This is a genomic window from Paraburkholderia kirstenboschensis (assembly GCF_904848585.1).
Taxonomy (GTDB): domain Bacteria; phylum Pseudomonadota; class Gammaproteobacteria; order Burkholderiales; family Burkholderiaceae; genus Paraburkholderia; species Paraburkholderia kirstenboschensis.
Map to the genome: position 1 here is coordinate 15856 of NZ_CAJHCR010000011.1, position 16695 is coordinate 32550.

Annotated in this window: 14 protein-coding genes; 5 read left to right on the top strand and 9 right to left on the bottom strand. The window is 64.3% G+C overall.

What is annotated here, in order from left to right; genetic code table 11:
- The first annotated feature begins 41 nt into the window (after positions 1–41).
- The 3 genes from JMY24_RS24555 (at position 42) to JMY24_RS24565 (ending at position 3015) form a co-directional block, all read left to right on the top strand.
- Entirely contained in the window at positions 42–1343 is a 1302-nt protein-coding gene (locus JMY24_RS24555) for an MFS transporter (RefSeq protein WP_128596725.1), read from the top strand.
- Between the two features lie 19 nt (positions 1344–1362).
- On the top strand, positions 1363–2091 hold the full coding sequence (locus tag JMY24_RS24560) for an SDR family NAD(P)-dependent oxidoreductase (protein ID WP_201703081.1): 729 nt from the start codon (positions 1363–1365) through the stop codon (positions 2089–2091).
- A gap of 102 nt (positions 2092–2193) precedes the next feature.
- On the top strand, positions 2194–3015 hold the full coding sequence (locus JMY24_RS24565) for an IclR family transcriptional regulator (RefSeq protein ID WP_128596724.1): 822 nt from the start codon (positions 2194–2196) through the stop codon (positions 3013–3015).
- Positions 3016–3476: 461 nt separating this feature from the next.
- On the opposite strand, the gene JMY24_RS24570 is transcribed toward JMY24_RS24565, so the two are convergent.
- The 6 genes from JMY24_RS24570 to JMY24_RS24595 form a co-directional block, all read right to left on the bottom strand.
- Positions 3477–4148, bottom strand: a complete 672-nt coding sequence (locus JMY24_RS24570) for a septal ring lytic transglycosylase RlpA family protein (protein WP_128596723.1) — start codon at positions 4146–4148, stop codon at positions 3477–3479.
- Between the two features lie 88 nt (positions 4149–4236).
- Positions 4237–4857: a peptidoglycan DD-metalloendopeptidase family protein gene (locus JMY24_RS24575; RefSeq protein WP_128596722.1), complete on the bottom strand. Its 621-nt coding sequence runs from the start codon at positions 4855–4857 to the stop codon at positions 4237–4239.
- Positions 4858–5167: 310 nt separating this feature from the next.
- Positions 5168–5452, bottom strand: a complete 285-nt coding sequence (locus JMY24_RS24580; protein ID WP_128596721.1) for a hypothetical protein — start codon at positions 5450–5452, stop codon at positions 5168–5170.
- Positions 5453–5652: 200 nt separating this feature from the next.
- Positions 5653–5922 (bottom strand): hypothetical protein, encoded by a 270-nt coding sequence (locus JMY24_RS24585; RefSeq protein ID WP_128590299.1) that lies wholly within the window; start codon positions 5920–5922, stop codon positions 5653–5655.
- A gap of 250 nt (positions 5923–6172) precedes the next feature.
- Positions 6173–9637, bottom strand: a complete 3465-nt coding sequence (locus JMY24_RS24590; RefSeq protein WP_201703082.1) for a DEAD/DEAH box helicase — start codon at positions 9635–9637, stop codon at positions 6173–6175.
- Between the two features lie 332 nt (positions 9638–9969).
- Positions 9970–10806: a DeoR/GlpR family DNA-binding transcription regulator gene (locus JMY24_RS24595; protein WP_201703083.1), complete on the bottom strand. Its 837-nt coding sequence runs from the start codon at positions 10804–10806 to the stop codon at positions 9970–9972.
- A 277-nt stretch (positions 10807–11083) separates the two neighbouring features.
- On the opposite strand from JMY24_RS24595, the gene JMY24_RS24600 reads away from it, so the two are divergent.
- A complete protein-coding gene (locus JMY24_RS24600) occupies positions 11084–13564 on the top strand; it encodes a GcvT family protein (protein ID WP_128596720.1) in 2481 nt (826 codons plus the stop codon).
- 10 nt (positions 13565–13574) lie between these two features.
- Here JMY24_RS24600 and JMY24_RS24605 read toward each other — a convergent pair whose 3' ends face one another.
- From JMY24_RS24605 to JMY24_RS24615, 3 genes are all read right to left on the bottom strand, one after another.
- A complete protein-coding gene (locus JMY24_RS24605; RefSeq protein ID WP_128590583.1) occupies positions 13575–14114 on the bottom strand; it encodes a cytochrome b in 540 nt (179 codons plus the stop codon).
- Positions 14111–15202: a catalase family peroxidase gene (locus tag JMY24_RS24610; RefSeq protein WP_201703084.1), complete on the bottom strand. Its 1092-nt coding sequence runs from the start codon at positions 15200–15202 to the stop codon at positions 14111–14113. The genes JMY24_RS24605 and JMY24_RS24610 overlap by 4 nt, the downstream gene beginning before the upstream one ends.
- A 119-nt stretch (positions 15203–15321) precedes the next feature.
- Positions 15322–15588, bottom strand: coding sequence for a DUF4148 domain-containing protein (locus tag JMY24_RS24615; protein ID WP_128590588.1), 267 nt, complete (start codon positions 15586–15588; stop codon positions 15322–15324).
- 260 nt (positions 15589–15848) lie between these two features.
- On the opposite strand from JMY24_RS24615, the gene JMY24_RS24620 reads away from it, so the two are divergent.
- A complete protein-coding gene (locus tag JMY24_RS24620) occupies positions 15849–16580 on the top strand; it encodes an anti-sigma factor family protein (protein ID WP_128596719.1) in 732 nt (243 codons plus the stop codon).
- The last annotated feature ends 115 nt before the right edge of the window (positions 16581–16695 follow it).

Genomic DNA, 16695 nt, shown 5'->3' on the forward strand with positions numbered 1-16695 from the left:
ATTCCCTACATATCAGAGCCAAGATTGGCCAGGAGACGAATATGCTGCAGAAACCCCAGCGCCTGAAACGCATACAGATAGTCGCCGTCGTATTTCTGACGATTGCCGGCATTGTCAATTATCTCGATCGCAGCACGCTGTCGATTGCGAATCACCTCGTGAGCGAGGAACTCCATCTGTCCGCTGCGCAGATGGGCCTGTTGCTGTCGGCGTTTTCGCTTGCGTACGCATTTGCGCAGTTGCCCGTGGGCGCGTTGCTGGACCGATTCGGATCGCGCGTCGTGCTGGGTCTGGGCATGCTGGTCTGGTCGCTTGCGCAGGTCGCGGGCGGCTTCATCCAGACCCTCAATCATTTTCTCGCCGCACGGATCGTGCTGGGCATAGCCGAAGCGCCGCTCTTTCCAGCAGGCGCAAAAGTGGTCAACGAATGGTTTGCCGTGCGTGAGCGCGGTGCGCCAACCGGCACGTTTATCTCGTCGTCGACCATCGCGCCTATGCTCGCACCGCCGCTTCTCACCGTGCTCATGCTTTCATTCGGATGGCGAACCATGTTCATCGTCATGGGCGTGCTGGGTGTCGTCGTCGCGATAGGCTGGTACATGTTCTACCGGAATCGCGATCAGGTCGCGCTCACCGAAGCCGAAACCGCTCATCTGAACGAAGGCGCCGAGGCCGTGCAAAGCCCGAAAGGACTCACGTTTGCCGAATGGGGTGCGCTCTTCAAACTGCGCAATACGTGGGGGATGATTTTCGGCTTCATGGGCGTGATCTACATGGTGTGGCTCTATCTCACGTGGCTGCCCGGCTATCTCGAGAAGGAGCGTCATCTGAGCATCGCGCACACGGGCTGGCTGGTGACGATTCCCTATATTTTCGGCACCATCGGCATGGCAAGCAGCGGCTATATCGCCGACTATCTGCTCAAGCGCGGCATGGCGCCGATTAAAAGCCGCAAGTGGCCCGTGTGCGTCGGTCTGATCGGCGCGGCAGCGTTCACGGTTCCCGCCGCCTACACGCCGAGCACCACGCTTGCGATCGTTTATGTGTCGCTCGCCATGCTGTTCGTGAATCTCTCGAGCGGCAGCGCATGGGCATTAGTGAGCGTGGCGGCGCCCCGCCATCTCGTTGCTTCGCTCGGCAGCATGCAGAACTTCGGCGGCTACCTGGGCGGCTCGTTTGCGCCGGTCATCACCGGCATCGTGGTCGATCAAACGCACTCGTTCGTGAATGCGCTACTGATCAGCGCGGGCGTGGCCTTCGCCGCTGCGTTCGTCTACCTGTTCGTCGTCAAGGAAGTGGCGCCCGCGCCGCGCTCCGAGGCGCTCGCAACCCAACGTACCTGAACGCTCATTGCCGATACACATGACATTCCAGACTCATCTACTCGAAGGTAAAACCGCTCTCGTGACCGGTGCGCTGTCCGGCATCGGCGCGGCAATCGCGAACGGACTCGCGCAGCTCGGCGCGAGGACAGTGGCCGCCGGTCTTCCGCTGCCCGAGGGCGCGCCGGACACGCTGCGCCGCGAGGTCGAGCGTGCGACGCTCGACGTGCGCTCCGCCGACGATGTCACTGCGCTGCTGAACGGGTTCGAGCATCTTGACATCGTCGTCAATTGCGCGGGCGTCATCAGCCGTGTCGAGGAACATCGTATCGACGTATTCGAACGCGTGATGGACATCAATCTGAACGGCACGATGCGCGTCTGCGCCGGCGCGCGAGAACTGCTGAAGGCCTCGTCGGGTTGCATTGTGAACACGGCCTCCATGCTGAGCTTTTTCGGCGGCGGCCTCGTGCCCGCATACAGCGCCAGCAAAGGGGCGGTCGCTCAGTTGACGAAGTCTCTGGCGATTGCCTATGCCGCCGACGGCATCCGCGTGAACGCAATTGCGCCGGGCTGGATCGCGACGCCTCTCACGCAGGCATTGCAGGACGACGAGGGCCGCTCACAGGCCATTCTGGATCGCACGCCGATGCGGCGCTGGGGAACGCCCGAAGAAGTGGCGCAGGTGGCGGTGTTTCTGTGCACGCCGGCTGCGTCGTTCATGACCGGCGCAATCGTGCCGGTCGACGGCGGCTATCTGGTTGCCTAAGCGGCCCGGCGCCGCGATCAGTGAAAGCATCTCGCCGTGGACCGTTGCCGGCAGGGCCCGGAAATGAAGGCATAATTGGCCAACTTCGCTCATGTACGCCTGATGTCTACTACCGATCCCAAGCCGTCCGCCGACACGGGCGGCGCCGATGCAAAAACCGTGGCGGGCGCCGCCGCGTTCTCGAAGTTCATTGCAGTCCTGCAACTCGTCGCGGATGCCGACGCGCCACCCAACGTCGCGAAACTCAGTGCCGCAAGCGGCTATCCGCGTCCCACGGTTCACCGGATCGTGGCCGCATTGCAGGCGGAAGGCATGATCGTCGCGACCGGGACCGGCAACACGTTCAACCTCGGTCCGCGCCTCGTCAATCTGGCGAGCCGCAGTTGGGAGCGTTCGGATCTGCGCCTCGCAGCGGTGGACGCGTTGATGGATCTGCGCAACAGCACCTCGGAGACGATCCACCTCGCGGTGCCGAGCCAGGGCGAGATGGTCTACATCGAAAAGCTCGAAAGCCCCCATGCAGTGCGTATGGCGTCGCGCATCGGCACGCGCGTATCGCTGACGTCGAGTTCGGTCGGCAAGGCCTATCTCGCCACGCTCGACATGCGCGAACGTGAAGCGCTGCTCGTGCATGCGCCGCTGCGCCGCTTCACTGCCAACACGCTGACCGACCTCGACGCAATCCGCCGCGAACTGATCGCGACCGAGCAACGCGGTTATGCCGAAGATCGCGAGGAGAACGAAGAGGCGATCTCCTGCTACGGCGCGGCGATTCGTGGCGCCGACGGGCGCACGGTGGGCTGCATCAGCATCAGCATGCCGACCTTCCGGCTGCAGAACGACCCACAAAGCCGCTACATCGAGCCGCTGCTGGCCGCTTGCCGCGCCGTCGCGGCGCGGCTCGGGCCGACGGCGGGACGCTAACTCGGGTAGACGTTCCGCCGCGTAGGGAACCGGCTGCACACGCCAAGAGCAGCGACGGCCAGGCTCCCGCTGCCCTGCGCGGCCAACGCAGCAAAAAAAACGGCGTCGTGCCCGGTTGGGACGCGACGCCGCTAAAAAACACCACACGCTCGCGGGGGCTACCTCACGAGTGGACGAAAAATACCCGCTACGAAATTCATCCTCAAGATGAAAGAACTACGTTTGTAACGAACCACGCGGTAGATATTACGCAGGCCGTAATAACCAGGCCCGCAAATTCAACACCGTTAGGCATCGAATCCTTGCGACGGCAAGCGTCGAAATTTGAACATTTACAGACGGCGATCATTTGTTACAGTCGGGCGGAACGCGAGAAATCGCACGCGGGGAAGCGACTCTTTCAAGCGTAAGTCGCGCGAAATCCGTCCACATCGAAATCTCCAAAGGCATGCGGCCAACCCTCAGGCTGCCCGGTCCACGCAGCGACGAGCGCCGTCCACGCCACGCGCGGGCGCGATGTGTTCGAGCTTGACCGGCAAGGTGCCCGCAACGTTCACACCGATCGCCTCCGCAGCGGCATACGATAGATCGATGATCCGTCCGTGCACGAACGGCCCACGGTCGTTGATCCGCACGACCACCGAACGGGCGCGCCCCACTGCCGTCACACGCACACAGGCGCCCAGGGGCAAAGTGAGGTGCGCTGCGGTCAATGCATGCATGTTGTAGCGCTCGCCGCTCGCGGTGCGGCGGCCATGGAACATCTTCCCGTACCACGACGCGAGGCCGGTCTGCAGAAAGCGCCTGCTGCAAGCGCAGGGCGGCACTGCCGGCGAATCGTCGTCCGCGGACTTTGCCTCGGGTCGCGGCTCGTGAGCCGATAAGCCTGGCGCGAGTGCAGCGCCGCGCTCGTCACCATCGTTATAGCGATCTTGCAACGCATGAGGCGCTGTCCGCTCGACTGTGCGAATGGCCGGCTCGCCGCTGGTTACGGCCGCGTGCTCGACGACCGGCGGCGCGCAGCCGGCCAGCGCCCACGCACAGCCAAGCGACGCGAGCGTGAGACCGAGAGGATTTGCAGCCAGGCGGAGAAAGCCGGTGAAACCAGTGCGGTTGGTGAAGCGAAAGGTCATAGGCATTACATTGCGCAGCGCGCTGCATGTAACAGCACGCCGCGTCGAGTCCGGTTCGAGGAAGCGGCAATGCCGCGTAAGCACCGGCTTAAGGGCGCTTCGGAAGATAGATGAGCGGATCGACGGGCTTGCCGCCGTCGCGCACTTCGAAATGCAAAGAAGCGTCGCCGTGAGAGTCGGAGGAAAGCTCGGCAATCGCCTGCCCCTTCTTGACGAGCGCGCCGTCTTTCACGAGCAGCGCGCGGTTGTTCGCGTAGGCGGTCAGCAAATGTGAGTCGTGCTTGATGATGACCAGCAGACCATAAGCCGCAATGCCGCCGCCCGCGTACACGACTCTGCCGCTCGCCGCCGCTCTCACCTGCTCGCCGGCGGCCGCAGCGATCGCTATACCCCTGGTTTTTCCTGCCACGAACGGCGCTGCAACGGTCCCGTTGACCGGCCATGCAAGCCGCGCTTTGCCGATGGGCGCAACACTCTGAGCTGCGTTCGCGTGAGGTTCCGGGCTTGCAGGCGTGCGCGCATTCAACACGGCAGGCGCGGTCGCAACTCCCGCTGGCGGCGCGACGCGCAGCAGTTGGCCGGCGTCCAGTGCGCCATCCGCTGACAGATGATTCCACTGCGCAATGGCCGCTGCGTCGCGGCCGAAAGCCCTGGCAATGCCGGTCAAGGTATCGCCCGAATTCACCCGATAGAAACCAGCCGGCACCATTGCCTCACTAAGGGCTGCAGGCACCCGGCTAGAGGACCACGCCAACGGCGGACTTGCAGGCGGGCTGCTCGGCGCCAGCAGTGAACAACCGCTCAGCGCGCCGGCCAATGAGAAGACGAGCAGGAACGGGACAGCCGGTAGGGCGCGACGGGGCAAACAGATTTTCATTGGAACAGTGGGGCGAGATCGGGATAGTGCAAGGCGTCGCATCGAGCCACCGCCGCTACAGTGGCGCGGCGTTCGGCATGGAGAGGTCCGCCTGTCGAACACGCTGCGCAGCCGGCGCACGCGTTCAATGCGGGCGTGAACATCAGCACTCGTGTTTCTTCGCGTGGCCCGGCGGGCAATGAGCGTCGTGATTGAAGCGATAAGCATCGTGGTCGCCCGCTGCACGCGCCCGCCGCCCTTCCCACTCGTCGCGACTCCACGAACGGTGACCGTCCCAATAGTGGCCGTCGTGCCAGCCTTGTGTCACTGGAGCATTGGCAGCCGCGTGGGTGGACGGGTTGAGCGCGAAGCCGAAGCTCTTTGCCTGAGCGACGACGGACAGGCTCATCGCGCAACAAAACGCGATCGAAAGACAAATACGTTTCATACAAGAGTCCTAACTAACTAGACGTGAATCCCAACGGCAACGCCCACGACGCTTCGCGCCGTCGACCGGCGACCGGGCCGCCCGAAGAAGACGGTGCCTTGTGTCTCGCGCAGATTTTGGGCAATGAACAGCAAGACAGGAAACGGGCCGATGCGATGCACCGGCCCGCGTCTTCACAGGCTCGCTACGCGGCGTAACGGTTACGGCTTGGCGGGCGCTGCTTCGTCGGACGCCGGTGCGGCATTTTGTTCGCCGCCAGCAGCCGATGCTGCGTGGTGGGAATGCTTGTGCGCATGCTTATGCGCGTGCTTGTGTTGCTTCGTGGCGTGATGGTGCTGGACTGCCGGCTTTGCTTCTTGCGGAGCCGCAACAGCAGCTTGCGACGAGGCCGCGACCGGTGCCGAAGCCTGCGCGAACGCTGCGATCGAGAAGAGGCCGGCGACAGCGGCGGCGACGAAATGCTTGTTCATGACGGTTATTTCCTTAACGTACTGCGTTGACTGACCTGATGATGGTCGCGTGTTCAACGAGTACGGGAAACAACCGTTGACGGCAGGCAGACAAACTCCGCGTTTCTTGACGACTTGTGACGTCTTTGAACAATGCGGAGTCAAATCTGGGGATTTTGAATACCGGGAAAACGTCGGTATTTCAATGGCTGATGCTAGCGCTTCATGTCCGAACGCATGACCGGCGCGCACTGTCCCGAAACGGTTCGCGTCACCTTCCGCCTTCGAGCTCGGGCATCGGCGCAAACAGCGCGTCGATGTCGTCGTCGGAGAACTTGGCCGCGCCGGCGGCGTCTTCGGAGAGAATGCTGTCGGCAAGACCGGCCTTCTGCTCCTGCAATTCCACGATCTTTTCTTCGATGCTGCCCGCCGCGATCAGTTTGTAGACGAACACGGGCTTGTCCTGTCCGAGTCGATGCGCGCGGTCGGTGGCCTGATTCTCGGCGGCGGGATTCCACCACGGGTCGTAGTGGATCACGGTATCCGCAGCGGTGAGGTTCAGCCCCACGCCGCCCGCCTTCAGGCTGATCAGGAACAGCGGCACTTCGCCTTGCTGAAAACGCTCGACAGGCGTGATCCGATCCGTCGTGTCGCCGGTCAGGATCACATACGGAATCGCCGCTTCGTTCAGCGCCTCGGCGATCAGCGCGAGCATGCCGGTGAACTGCGAGAACAACAGCACGCGGCGTCCCTCTTCGATCAGCTCCGGCAGCATGGACAGCAGCAGGTCGAGTTTGGCGGAGCGCATGCCTCGTGCGGCCTTTTCCGCCTTATCGGGGCTCGCCGGCTTGCCGGCTGCGTCCTCGCTGCGTTCGGCGCCCTCGCCCGCGGTCCTGAGCGTGCGCACAAGTCGCGGATCGCAACACACCTGCCGCAGCTTCAACAGCGCGTCGAGCACGATGATGTGACTGCGCGCGAGACCCTGTGCGCTCACGGCGGCGCGCACCTTCTCCTGCATCGCCGTACGCACGGTTTCATACAGATCGCGCTGCGCGCCTTCCAGATCGACGGAGCACACGATCGTCGTCTTGGCCGGCAACTCTTTCGCGACCTCGTCCTTGCGACGCCGCAGCATGAATGGCCGGATGCGACGCGCAAGCAACGCGCGGCGCACGCCGTCGTTATTCCTTTCGATCGGATTGCGCCAGCGGCGCGTGAAGTCCTTCTGGCTGCCGAGAAAACCCGGCAGCAGAAAATCGAACTGCGACCATAGTTCGCCCAGGTGATTTTCGAGCGGCGTGCCTGTCAGACACAGCCGGTGCCGCGCGTTCAAGCCGCGGATTGCCTGGGCGGCTTTCGTCGTTGCGTTCTTCACGTACTGCGCCTCGTCGAGAATCAGCAGGTGATATTCGTGTTCAGCGAGCACCTTCTGGTCGCGCCACAGCAATGCGTACGTCGTCAGGATCAGTTCATGTTCGCCGATCCGCTCGAAGCGCTCCTTGCGCTGCGGGCCGTTCAGCACCAGCACCTTCAGCTCGGGCGCGAAGCGCCGCGCTTCTTCGCGCCAGTTGTGCACGAGCGTGGTCGGCACGACGATCAGCGCGGGCCGGTCGAGCCTGCCCGCTTCCTTCTCGGCGAGGATATGCGCAAGCGTCTGCACGGTCTTGCCGAGGCCCATGTCGTCGGCGAGTACACCGGCCAGACCCTGCTCGCGCAGGTACTGCATCCAGTTCAGACCCTGCTGCTGATACGCGCGCAATTCCGCTTGCAGACCGCGGGGCACCGGCACCTCGCGCAAGCCGGGACCGGCTTGCAGACGCTGCGCGAGTTCGCGGATGGAATCGTCGCCGCGAAACTGCCAGCGGCCGGTATCGCTCAATGCCTGGAGGCGGCCTGCGTCGACGGAGGGCACGCGCAGCGGCGCGCCCTCGGCCAGGCTGGCGCCGAGCGAATCGAACAGATCGACCAGCACGCGCACCACCGGCTTGAGCCTGTCCGCGCGCAGCCGCAGGCGCTTGTTCTCTTCGGTCTTCAATTCGATGGGTTCGTCGTCGGCAATCGACTCCAGCGCGCCGCCGAGCCAGCGCCGGTCGCGCCGGAACAGATCGGCGAGCAGCGGCTCGAGCCGCACATTGCGCTCGCCGATGCGGATGCCCATTTCAAGATCGAACCAGCCGTCGCCCGCCTGATGCGCGGTGCCGTCGATCGCGTCGATCTCGATGACGTTGTAGCGGAACTCCGGCGCCATCGTCACACGCCAGCCCTTGCTGACGAGTTCCGGCACCGCGTCGCTGACAAACGAGGACCAGGCGTCCGCATCGGCCAGGCCGAGCATCGTATCGGGCAGTTGCCGCGACGCGAACACGCGGCTCGTGGGCACCTTCTGCAGCCCGCTCTTGCGAAGTTCGAGCAGGCGCTTCTTCTCGACCTCGTAGCGGCGGCGGATATGAATGACGTCGCCGCCCGGCATGGGCACGAGCGTCACGCTGCTGTCCACGTTGATGCTGACGCCGTCGTAGTCGAAGCTCACGCCGGCCAGTTCGACGGCGAGGCCTTTGGCCTTTCCGGCGGACGGCAGCGCGTGGCTATTGAGCGTGAGCACAGGCACCGGCTCCACGTCGATTACGCGGATGGCCGGCGCGTCATGCGTGGGTGGCAGTGGCAAGTCGGGCGCGACCTCGCGCAGCACCGACGCGACAAGGGGCGCTTCGGCGAGCGAAATAGGCGGCATCGCGAGGTAATCGGGCAATTGCTGGAACGGTAGCGACGAGCGCACGATACCGGCCTCGTTGGCCACGCCGTCCACATACCAGACCGGTTCGGTGGGCAACACCATGCTGGCGCGCGGCTCGGTGCACAGAACCGGGCGCAGACGCTGGTCGGCAAGCGGCTCCCACTCGATGCGCCCGGGCCGGTCGGCCGCGCGCGCGAGCGGCGTGGGTCCTTCCTGACCGGGCGCAATCCTGAAGTCGACGAAGAGGCGCCCGGTGGCAATGAGCTTTTGCAGCATCTCCGCGCCGCTCGTGCCGCGCAGAATGAATTGCCCGAAGTCTTCACGGGAACGGCCGAGCCACAGGCCGCGCAAGATGGACAGATCTTCGTCCGACACGAACCCCGGTTGCTTGACGAGCGCCGCTTCGACGTTGCCCCACGTTTCGCCGACGGAGACGATGCGGCCGTCCGGATTGCAGCGCGCGCGGTGCAGCACGACTTCGTGCCGCATGTGGAAGTCAGACCAGTTCAGCCGGTACGCGAGCGTCTCGGTGCGCGCGGCGCTCGCCTTCTGGACAGCGGCATCGGCGGCTTCCGCGCGTGCCCGGAAGCGTTCCAGCCAGCTGACCAGTTCGGGACGCACGCCGGATTGCAAGGCGGTGCGTTCCGCCGCTGCAAATCGGGCGAAGACGGCGGCGCTATCGTCACGCTCATCGCCGTCCACGTTGATGATGTGGTCCATCTCGTCGTGATATTCGAGCTCGGCCAGCAGCAGCGCGGCGACGTGCTTGCAATTGCGGCCGACCGGGCAGGTGCAGTCGCTCTGGGCCCACGGCAAGCCGCCGTCGGTGCGAAAACGTACACGCGTTCTGTAAGGAAGCGGCTGTGAGCCCTGCACGTCGCCAGTCAGCGTGGCCCCGTGCCATGCCACGTTGCTGACGGGCCCGACCGCGCGCGCCTTGGCGACGGTATTTTCACCGAGCCATTCTGCAATCCGTTCCCGATCAAAGAAAACTGACGACATCTGGGGGCATCCTCTTCAAGCCGGCGCAGGCAGGCGGCGCGGGAGGCAACTGCCGGCGGACGGCGCTGTCCACCGCTTGGTTCGCCCGGAGCCTGGCTGCCAGTGATAACCGGCCATTTTACGCGTTGGCGCGAATTGGCTGTGCGAGGTGGCGCTCGCGTGGCGGGAGCTTGCGGGCGGGGTTTGCGGTGCGTCGGGCAGTGTGTGCGTTCGAGGCGCTCCCGGCGAAGGATGTCAGCGTGCCCGCCGGGCGCGCTGCGCAAGCGGCGACCAGGGCGGACGCGCAGGCTGGATTCAGCTACGGTTGATGAGCTAAAAGGGTAAGCCGGTTGCTACAAAGGGCGCGCGCTGTCCTCGCCGTCCTCGCCCTCCTCGCCCTCCTCGCAGCTTCTCGCCCCACCGCCGGGCAGCGCGCCGACGAGCACCTCCACACCGGCGGCCGTCAGCGCTTGTGCAAGCGCCGGCGCGGGGGCTTCGTCGGTAACGAGCAGGTCCACGCAATCCGCGCCGAACGCGTGCAGCAGCGCGCTATGTCCGAATTTGGCGTGATCCGCCGCGACCACGCGACTCTCCGCCTGAGCGAACGCCGCGAGCGAATACGCGACGTCGGCGGGAAGCGCGTCCATGAAATGCCCCTGCATGTCGATGGCGGTCACCGAGACGATCGCGTGACGCACATGAAACTGGCGCAGAAAAGCCTGAACGCTGTCGCCGATCGCGGCGCTGTCGTCGGCACGCAGTTCGCCGCCCGCGATGAACACGCGGTTGCCGTTGCGCGGCGCTAGCAGGCGAGCCACTTCGATGGAGTTGGTCACGACCGTGAGCCGCGAGCGCGCTGTCAGCGCCCGCGCGATATGCACGCACGTGCTGCCGCCGTCGAGGATCAGCGAGTCGCCGTCGCGCACCAGTTCGGCGATGCGCGCGCCGATCGCCCGCTTGCCCGCGAGACTCGCCGCCATGCGCCGTTCGAACGGCGGCTCGTCGAGGCGCTCGGGCAGCATGATGCCGCCGTGTACCTTCAGAAGCAGGCCCTGCGCAATCAACGGTTTGATATTGCGGCGGATGGTCTCGTCTGAAACCTCGAAGCGCGCGGCAAGTCCGGTGATCGTGCAGGTGCGCTGCTCGCGAACGAGCTGCAGGATTTCGCTCTGGCGTTGGGTCGAGAACATGGAATGGGGCGAATGAGGATTTCGGTGAGTCTAGCAAAAACAACGTTTCGGCGTGGCAGTTCACATATATTCCCACGTGAAACCACATCCAAACCTTGGGTGCGCGTCGAGGCGGTGTCCCACGGCAAGGGCCGCCATTGGGCTTCTGCAAGGTTCCTACAGCCGACACATGACATACAGATGTCACCACGTCACCCACCTACCAAGGCCCGATCACCTGTTGATTTATGTGTATTTGTGCGGCAATCTTCGCACACTGATCACTCGGTTCCAACACATGTCCACACCTATCCCTCGGCACGCGCGCGTCGTCGTCATCGGCGGCGGCATCATCGGTTGCTCGGTTGCGTACCACCTGACCAAGCTCGGCTGGACCGACGTGGTCCTGCTGGAACAAGGCCAGCTTTCCTGCGGGACGACATGGCATGCGGCCGGTCTGGTCGGCCAGTTGCGCGCTCAGGAAAGCATGACGAAGCTGATCCGCTATTCGACCGCGCTTTACGCGGAGCTCGAAGCCGAGACCGGCCTTGCAACGGGCTGGAAACAATGCGGCTCGCTGTCGATCGCCCGCACTGCCGAGCGGATGACGCAACTCAAGCGCACCGCCGCTGTGGCCCGCGCGTACGGCGTGGGGTGCGATGTGATCAGCGCGCGCGAGGCCGGCGATCTATGGCCTGTCATGCGCACCGACGACCTGCTCGGCGCCGTCTGGCTGCCCGGCGACGGCAAAGCGAATCCCACCGATCTGACCCAGGCCCTCGCTCGCGGCGCCCGCATGCGCGGCGCGCGCATCGTCGAGAACACCCGCGTGACAGCGATCCACACGCGCGACGCCCACGGCGCGCGCGAAGCGAGTGGCATTGCGTGGCGCAACAAGAATGGTGACGAAGGCACGATCGGCGCCGAGATCGTCGTGAATTGCGCCGGCCAGTGGGCCAAGGCCGTGGGCCGCCTGTGCGACGTCACGGTGCCGCTGCACTCGGCCGAGCACTACTACATCGTCACCGAACGCGTTGCCGGCGTGCACCCCGACCTGCCCGTCATGCGCGATCCGGACGGCTTTATCTATTTCAAGGAAGAAGTGGGCGGCCTCGTCATGGGCGGCTTCGAACCCGACGCGAAACCGTGGGGCATGCAAGGCATTCCCGAAAACTTCGAATTCCAGTTGCTGCCCGACGATTGGGATCAATTCGAAATCCTCATGAGGAACGCGCTGCAACGCGTACCCGCGCTCGAAACGGCGCAAGTCCGCCAGTTCTACAACGGTCCCGAATCGTTCACACCCGATAACAACTTCATGCTTGGCGAGGCGCCCGAACTGCGACGCTTTTTTGTCGGCGCGGGGTTCAACTCGATGGGCATCGCCTCGGCGGGCGGCGCCGGCATGGCGCTGGCCGAATGGATCGTGGCGGGCGAGCCGACCATGGATTTGTGGCCGGTCGACATTCGCCGCTTTGCGCGCTTTAACGGCAACGACACGTGGCTGCACGACCGCGTGAAGGAAACGCTCGGCCTGCACTATGCGATGCCGTGGCCCAATCGCGAACTCGACAGCGCCCGTCCGTTTCGCCGCTCGCCGCTGTACGCTTTGCTGCGCGAGGAAGGCGCGTGTTTCGGCAGCAAAATGGGCTGGGAGCGCGCCAATTTTTTCGCGCCGACGCGCGACGAAGCACGCATCCACTACGCTTTCGGCCAGCAGAATTGGCTGCCGTTAAGCGGCGCCGAACACCGTGCATGCCGTGAAGGCGTGGCGCTCTTCGACATGACGTCGTTCTCCAAATTTCTCGTCAAAGGCCGCGACGCGCACAGCGTTCTGCAAAGCCTGGTCGCGAACGACGTCGACGTGCCGCCGGGCACCACGGTCTACACCGGCATGCTCAACGAACGCGGCAATTACGAATCGGACTTCACGCTCACGCGCCTCGCCGCGGATCAGTACCTGCTCGTCACCGGCACCGCGCAAACCACGCGCGACTTCGACATGATCGACAAAGCAATTCCGCGCGATAAGCACTGCGTGCTCGTCGACGTGACGAGCCAATATGCGGTGCTCGCCGTGATGGGACCGCGCTCGCGCGAACTGCTGCAAAGCGTGTCGAAAGCGGACTGGCGCAACGAGTCGTTCGCGTTCGGCCAAAGCCGCGAAGTCGATATCGGCTATGCAACCGTGCGCGCGACCCGCCTCACCTATGTCGGTGAACTCGGGTGGGAGCTGTACGTACCGGTCGAATTCGCAGTGGGCGTGTACGAGACCTTGCATGAAGCCGGCAAAGCGTTTGGCCTCGTCAATGCGGGCTACTACGCGATCGACTCGTTGCGCATCGAAAAGGGTTACCGCGCATGGGGCCGCGAGCTGACACCGGACACGAATCCGTTTGAAGCGGGCCTTGCATTCGCATGCAAGCTCGACTCCGGCATTCCGTTCCGCGGCCGCGCCGCACTGCTCGAACTCCGCGACAAACCGCTGCGCCGTCGCATGGTGGTGCTGACTGCGGACGGCGCAGCGGATCGCATGCTATGGGGCGGCGAAGCGATTCTCCGCGACGGCAAACCGGTCGGCTTCGTGAGTTCGGCGGCTTTCGGCCATACGCTCGGCTGTCCGGTCGCGATGGGCTATGTGAACAATCCCGATGGCGCAGCAGACCCCGCGTATCTGACGAGCGGCGCGTATGCGATCGACGTAGCCGGTGAATTGCTGCCGGCTACTCTCCACCTGAAGGCGCCTTACGATCCCCGCTCCGAGCGAATCCGCAAGTAGCACGCGACGTCTAGCGTCCGCCGCGCGCCATACTCGAAAACACGCCGTCGCGGCGGATCAGGCCATGAAACAGCGCCGCCGCGAGATGCAGCAGCACCGTGCCGAACAGAGCAAAAGCGAGCCACGTATGCAATGCGCGCAGCACCGCGAAAAGCTCGACGCTATGCGGCGCGATCGGCGGCAAATGCAGCGGACCCCATAGCGTGAGCGGATAGCCCGCTGCGGACAGCATCGCCCACCCGATCAGCGGCATCGCAAACATCAATGCATAGAGCACCGCATGCGAGCCCTTCGCCGCCATTCTTTGCGATGCGGGCATGTCGTGAGGCAATGGCGGACTGCCGCGCCGGATGCGCACGCTTGCGCGTATCACCACGAGCAACAGCAAAGCGATGCCAAGCGGCTTGTGAATCGCAATCAGCGTGTCATGCGCGCGCGACACGGTTGCGACCATGCCGACGCCGATAAACAGCATCGCGACGATGAGCGGCGCCATCGTCCAGTGCAAAAACCGCGCTAGCGGACTGAAGTGCGTGCGGGGCCGCGTCATGAGCGCTCTCCGTGTGTCGGGGTTTGATGAAGCTCGGGATGCAGCGTTTCCTCGCGCGTGCGGCGCTTGAACGACAGCGCATAGGCAGCCGAGCGCGCGGCGAGCAAAGGATCGTCCGAAGGCGCGATGCCGGCCGGCACGATCGTCGGATCGAAATTGACGTCGCGGCAAGCGCCGTTTTCCTGCGACGTGCTGCGCTCGATGACCAGCGTCCCCGCGTCGATATTCTCGCGATTGGCGGGCCATTGCAGCGTGGCGTCGTCGGTGGGATCGCCGGGATGGGCAACGGTCAGGATCAGATGCCAGCGCAACGGGCCGCTCTGCAGACGCTCGTCCAGGTCCGCCGCGAGAAAGTTCTTCTCGGCCTTTTGCGCGTCCGTAATCGGCGCGTACGGCGTCTCGGGCACCATCGCCCAGCGTACCGCGCGCGTGTCGCCGGTCTCGTTGGTGAAACGGAACGCGTTGATGCCGTAGTACGCGGCGTTCGCGAGGCTCGACGAAGGCGGATGCGCCTTCACCCACGTCTGGAACGGTTTGGTCTCCGGATTGGCTGCGTAAAAGGCCTTGAGTCGGGCCGGGTCCGGTTTGCCGGTCGCCGGATCGGGCGTTGCGGCGAGCAGTTGCTGATAAAACTGCTCAGGTGTGTGCACCGCAAAAACAGGTGTCGAGTTCATTCCGGTGCGCCACTGCTCGCCGTTCTTCAATTGAAACAGCAGCGCGAGACTGCGCACCGGGGAACTCGTATCGGGCGCGGACGGATTGCCGCCGGGCACCGCAAAGCGTCCGGTGACCGGCGTGCGGCCGGGCGCGAACACGACCGCGCGCGAGACCCGCTCGCCCTGACCGTTACTGTCGAAATAACCTTCGACGCACAGGCCCTTCGCATGATTGCGGCGATAGCCCGGATGCGGTTGCCCGGCCACGGCCTGAAACGTATCGACGATGCGCGGCGCGCTCAGACGTTGCGGCGTCAACCACCCAGCCGTATATGCGAAGCCGCCTGCGGAAAGAAGCACGACAGCGCCTATCGCGGCAAGCCGGCACGGCACGCAATGAGGTCGATGATCGGGAACGGTGTTTTTTGTCACGGAGACTCCTTGCTGAATCGGTGCGTTGATTGGCTAACACGCGCCGCGCAAGTCTATTCCGTTCGATTTCCGGCGCGCTCGTTCGCAACGCGCGCCGGCCGTCGGCATTTCAAACGCGCTCAATTCATGCTGTCCGTCGGCGTGGTGCCGCTCGCGACGCGGTTCGCGGCGGCCTCGGCGGCAAGCGCCTGCTTGTGCTGTTCGACCATATGCGCGAAGACCGGGTTGACGTCCGGATACGATGCGTCGGTCACGTAATCGAGACCGTTCTGTTGTGCCTGGATCAGTTCCTGGTAGACCTCAGCACGGGTTTTTCCTTGCGCGAAAACATTCGACGAAGCGGCCAGAACGACGACGGACAATGCGGCAAAAGCGATCTTCTTCATGATGAACTCCGGTGAGTTGTGTGCGGGTTTGCATCAGGGAGAACCACGCTTCACCGGCTTTTATTCCTGTGCAAGTCTCGTGTAAAAAACATATCCGGTCCGCGGAATAAAGCAGGTCGCGAATGGGTTTGCTAGCTTCCGCAACGCCGCGATGGCACAGTAAAAGACGTTGCGCAAACTTGGGTCACGCGAGCGGAATAAACTGGTGCGCGGCGGTGTTTGCACCTCATTAGCCGGATCCTGCCCGGAGACCTTTCATCATGAACCCGACCGACGCCCCTACCGATTCGCCGCTTTCCGAAGCCGACATTCAGGCCTACGCCGACGGCACGCTGTCGCCGGCGCGCGCCGCGTTTCTGCGCGACTATCTCGGCCGCGATCCGGCGGAAGCGCGCCGGGTCGCCTTTTACGGCAAGCTGAACGAACAGATGCAGCGCTCCTTTCAGACCGCCGACGAACCGGCGGCTAGCGCATTCAACGGGCGGCGAGACTCCGGCAGCCGCTGGGGCAGCGCTTTAAGGCTGCGCTTGCGCAAGCCGCTCAGGGCGTTGGTTGCGCTCGTTATCGCGTGCATCGCCGTGAGCGGCTGGCTGGCGGCCACCGAGGTCACGCGGCAGGCGCTTAACAACGCAGCCATCATGGCGCTGGCCGAAACCGCCGCCGCGCCATTTCCCGCCGCATCGCCGACCCGCAGGGACCCGTCCGCCCCCAACCTGGAGGCGATCGGGCTGCGGCTGGTGGATCAGCGCGTCGTGTCGCTAGGTCTGCTGCAGCGCGCCACTGAATTCATCTATTTGAATGGCGACAATGAGCCGGTCGTGGTGCTGTCGACGCTCGCGCTGCTCGCGCCCGCGCAGCCGCAATGGTCGGCACGCCGCATCGGCGACGTACGTCTGTTGACATGGACCGCGCAGCGGCAGCGCTTCGTGGTCGCCGGCAATGCGCGCACGCACGGCCTGATGCGCGCCGCCGACGTCATGACCCTGCAATGAAAGCGCACGATCTTGCGGGGAGCCGTTCGGGCAAGGGAATAAAATGCGCTCACGCGTGTTTGCACTACAAACGCGTGCGACGCCCGACGAAGCGCCGCCGCTCCGTGTCCACGAG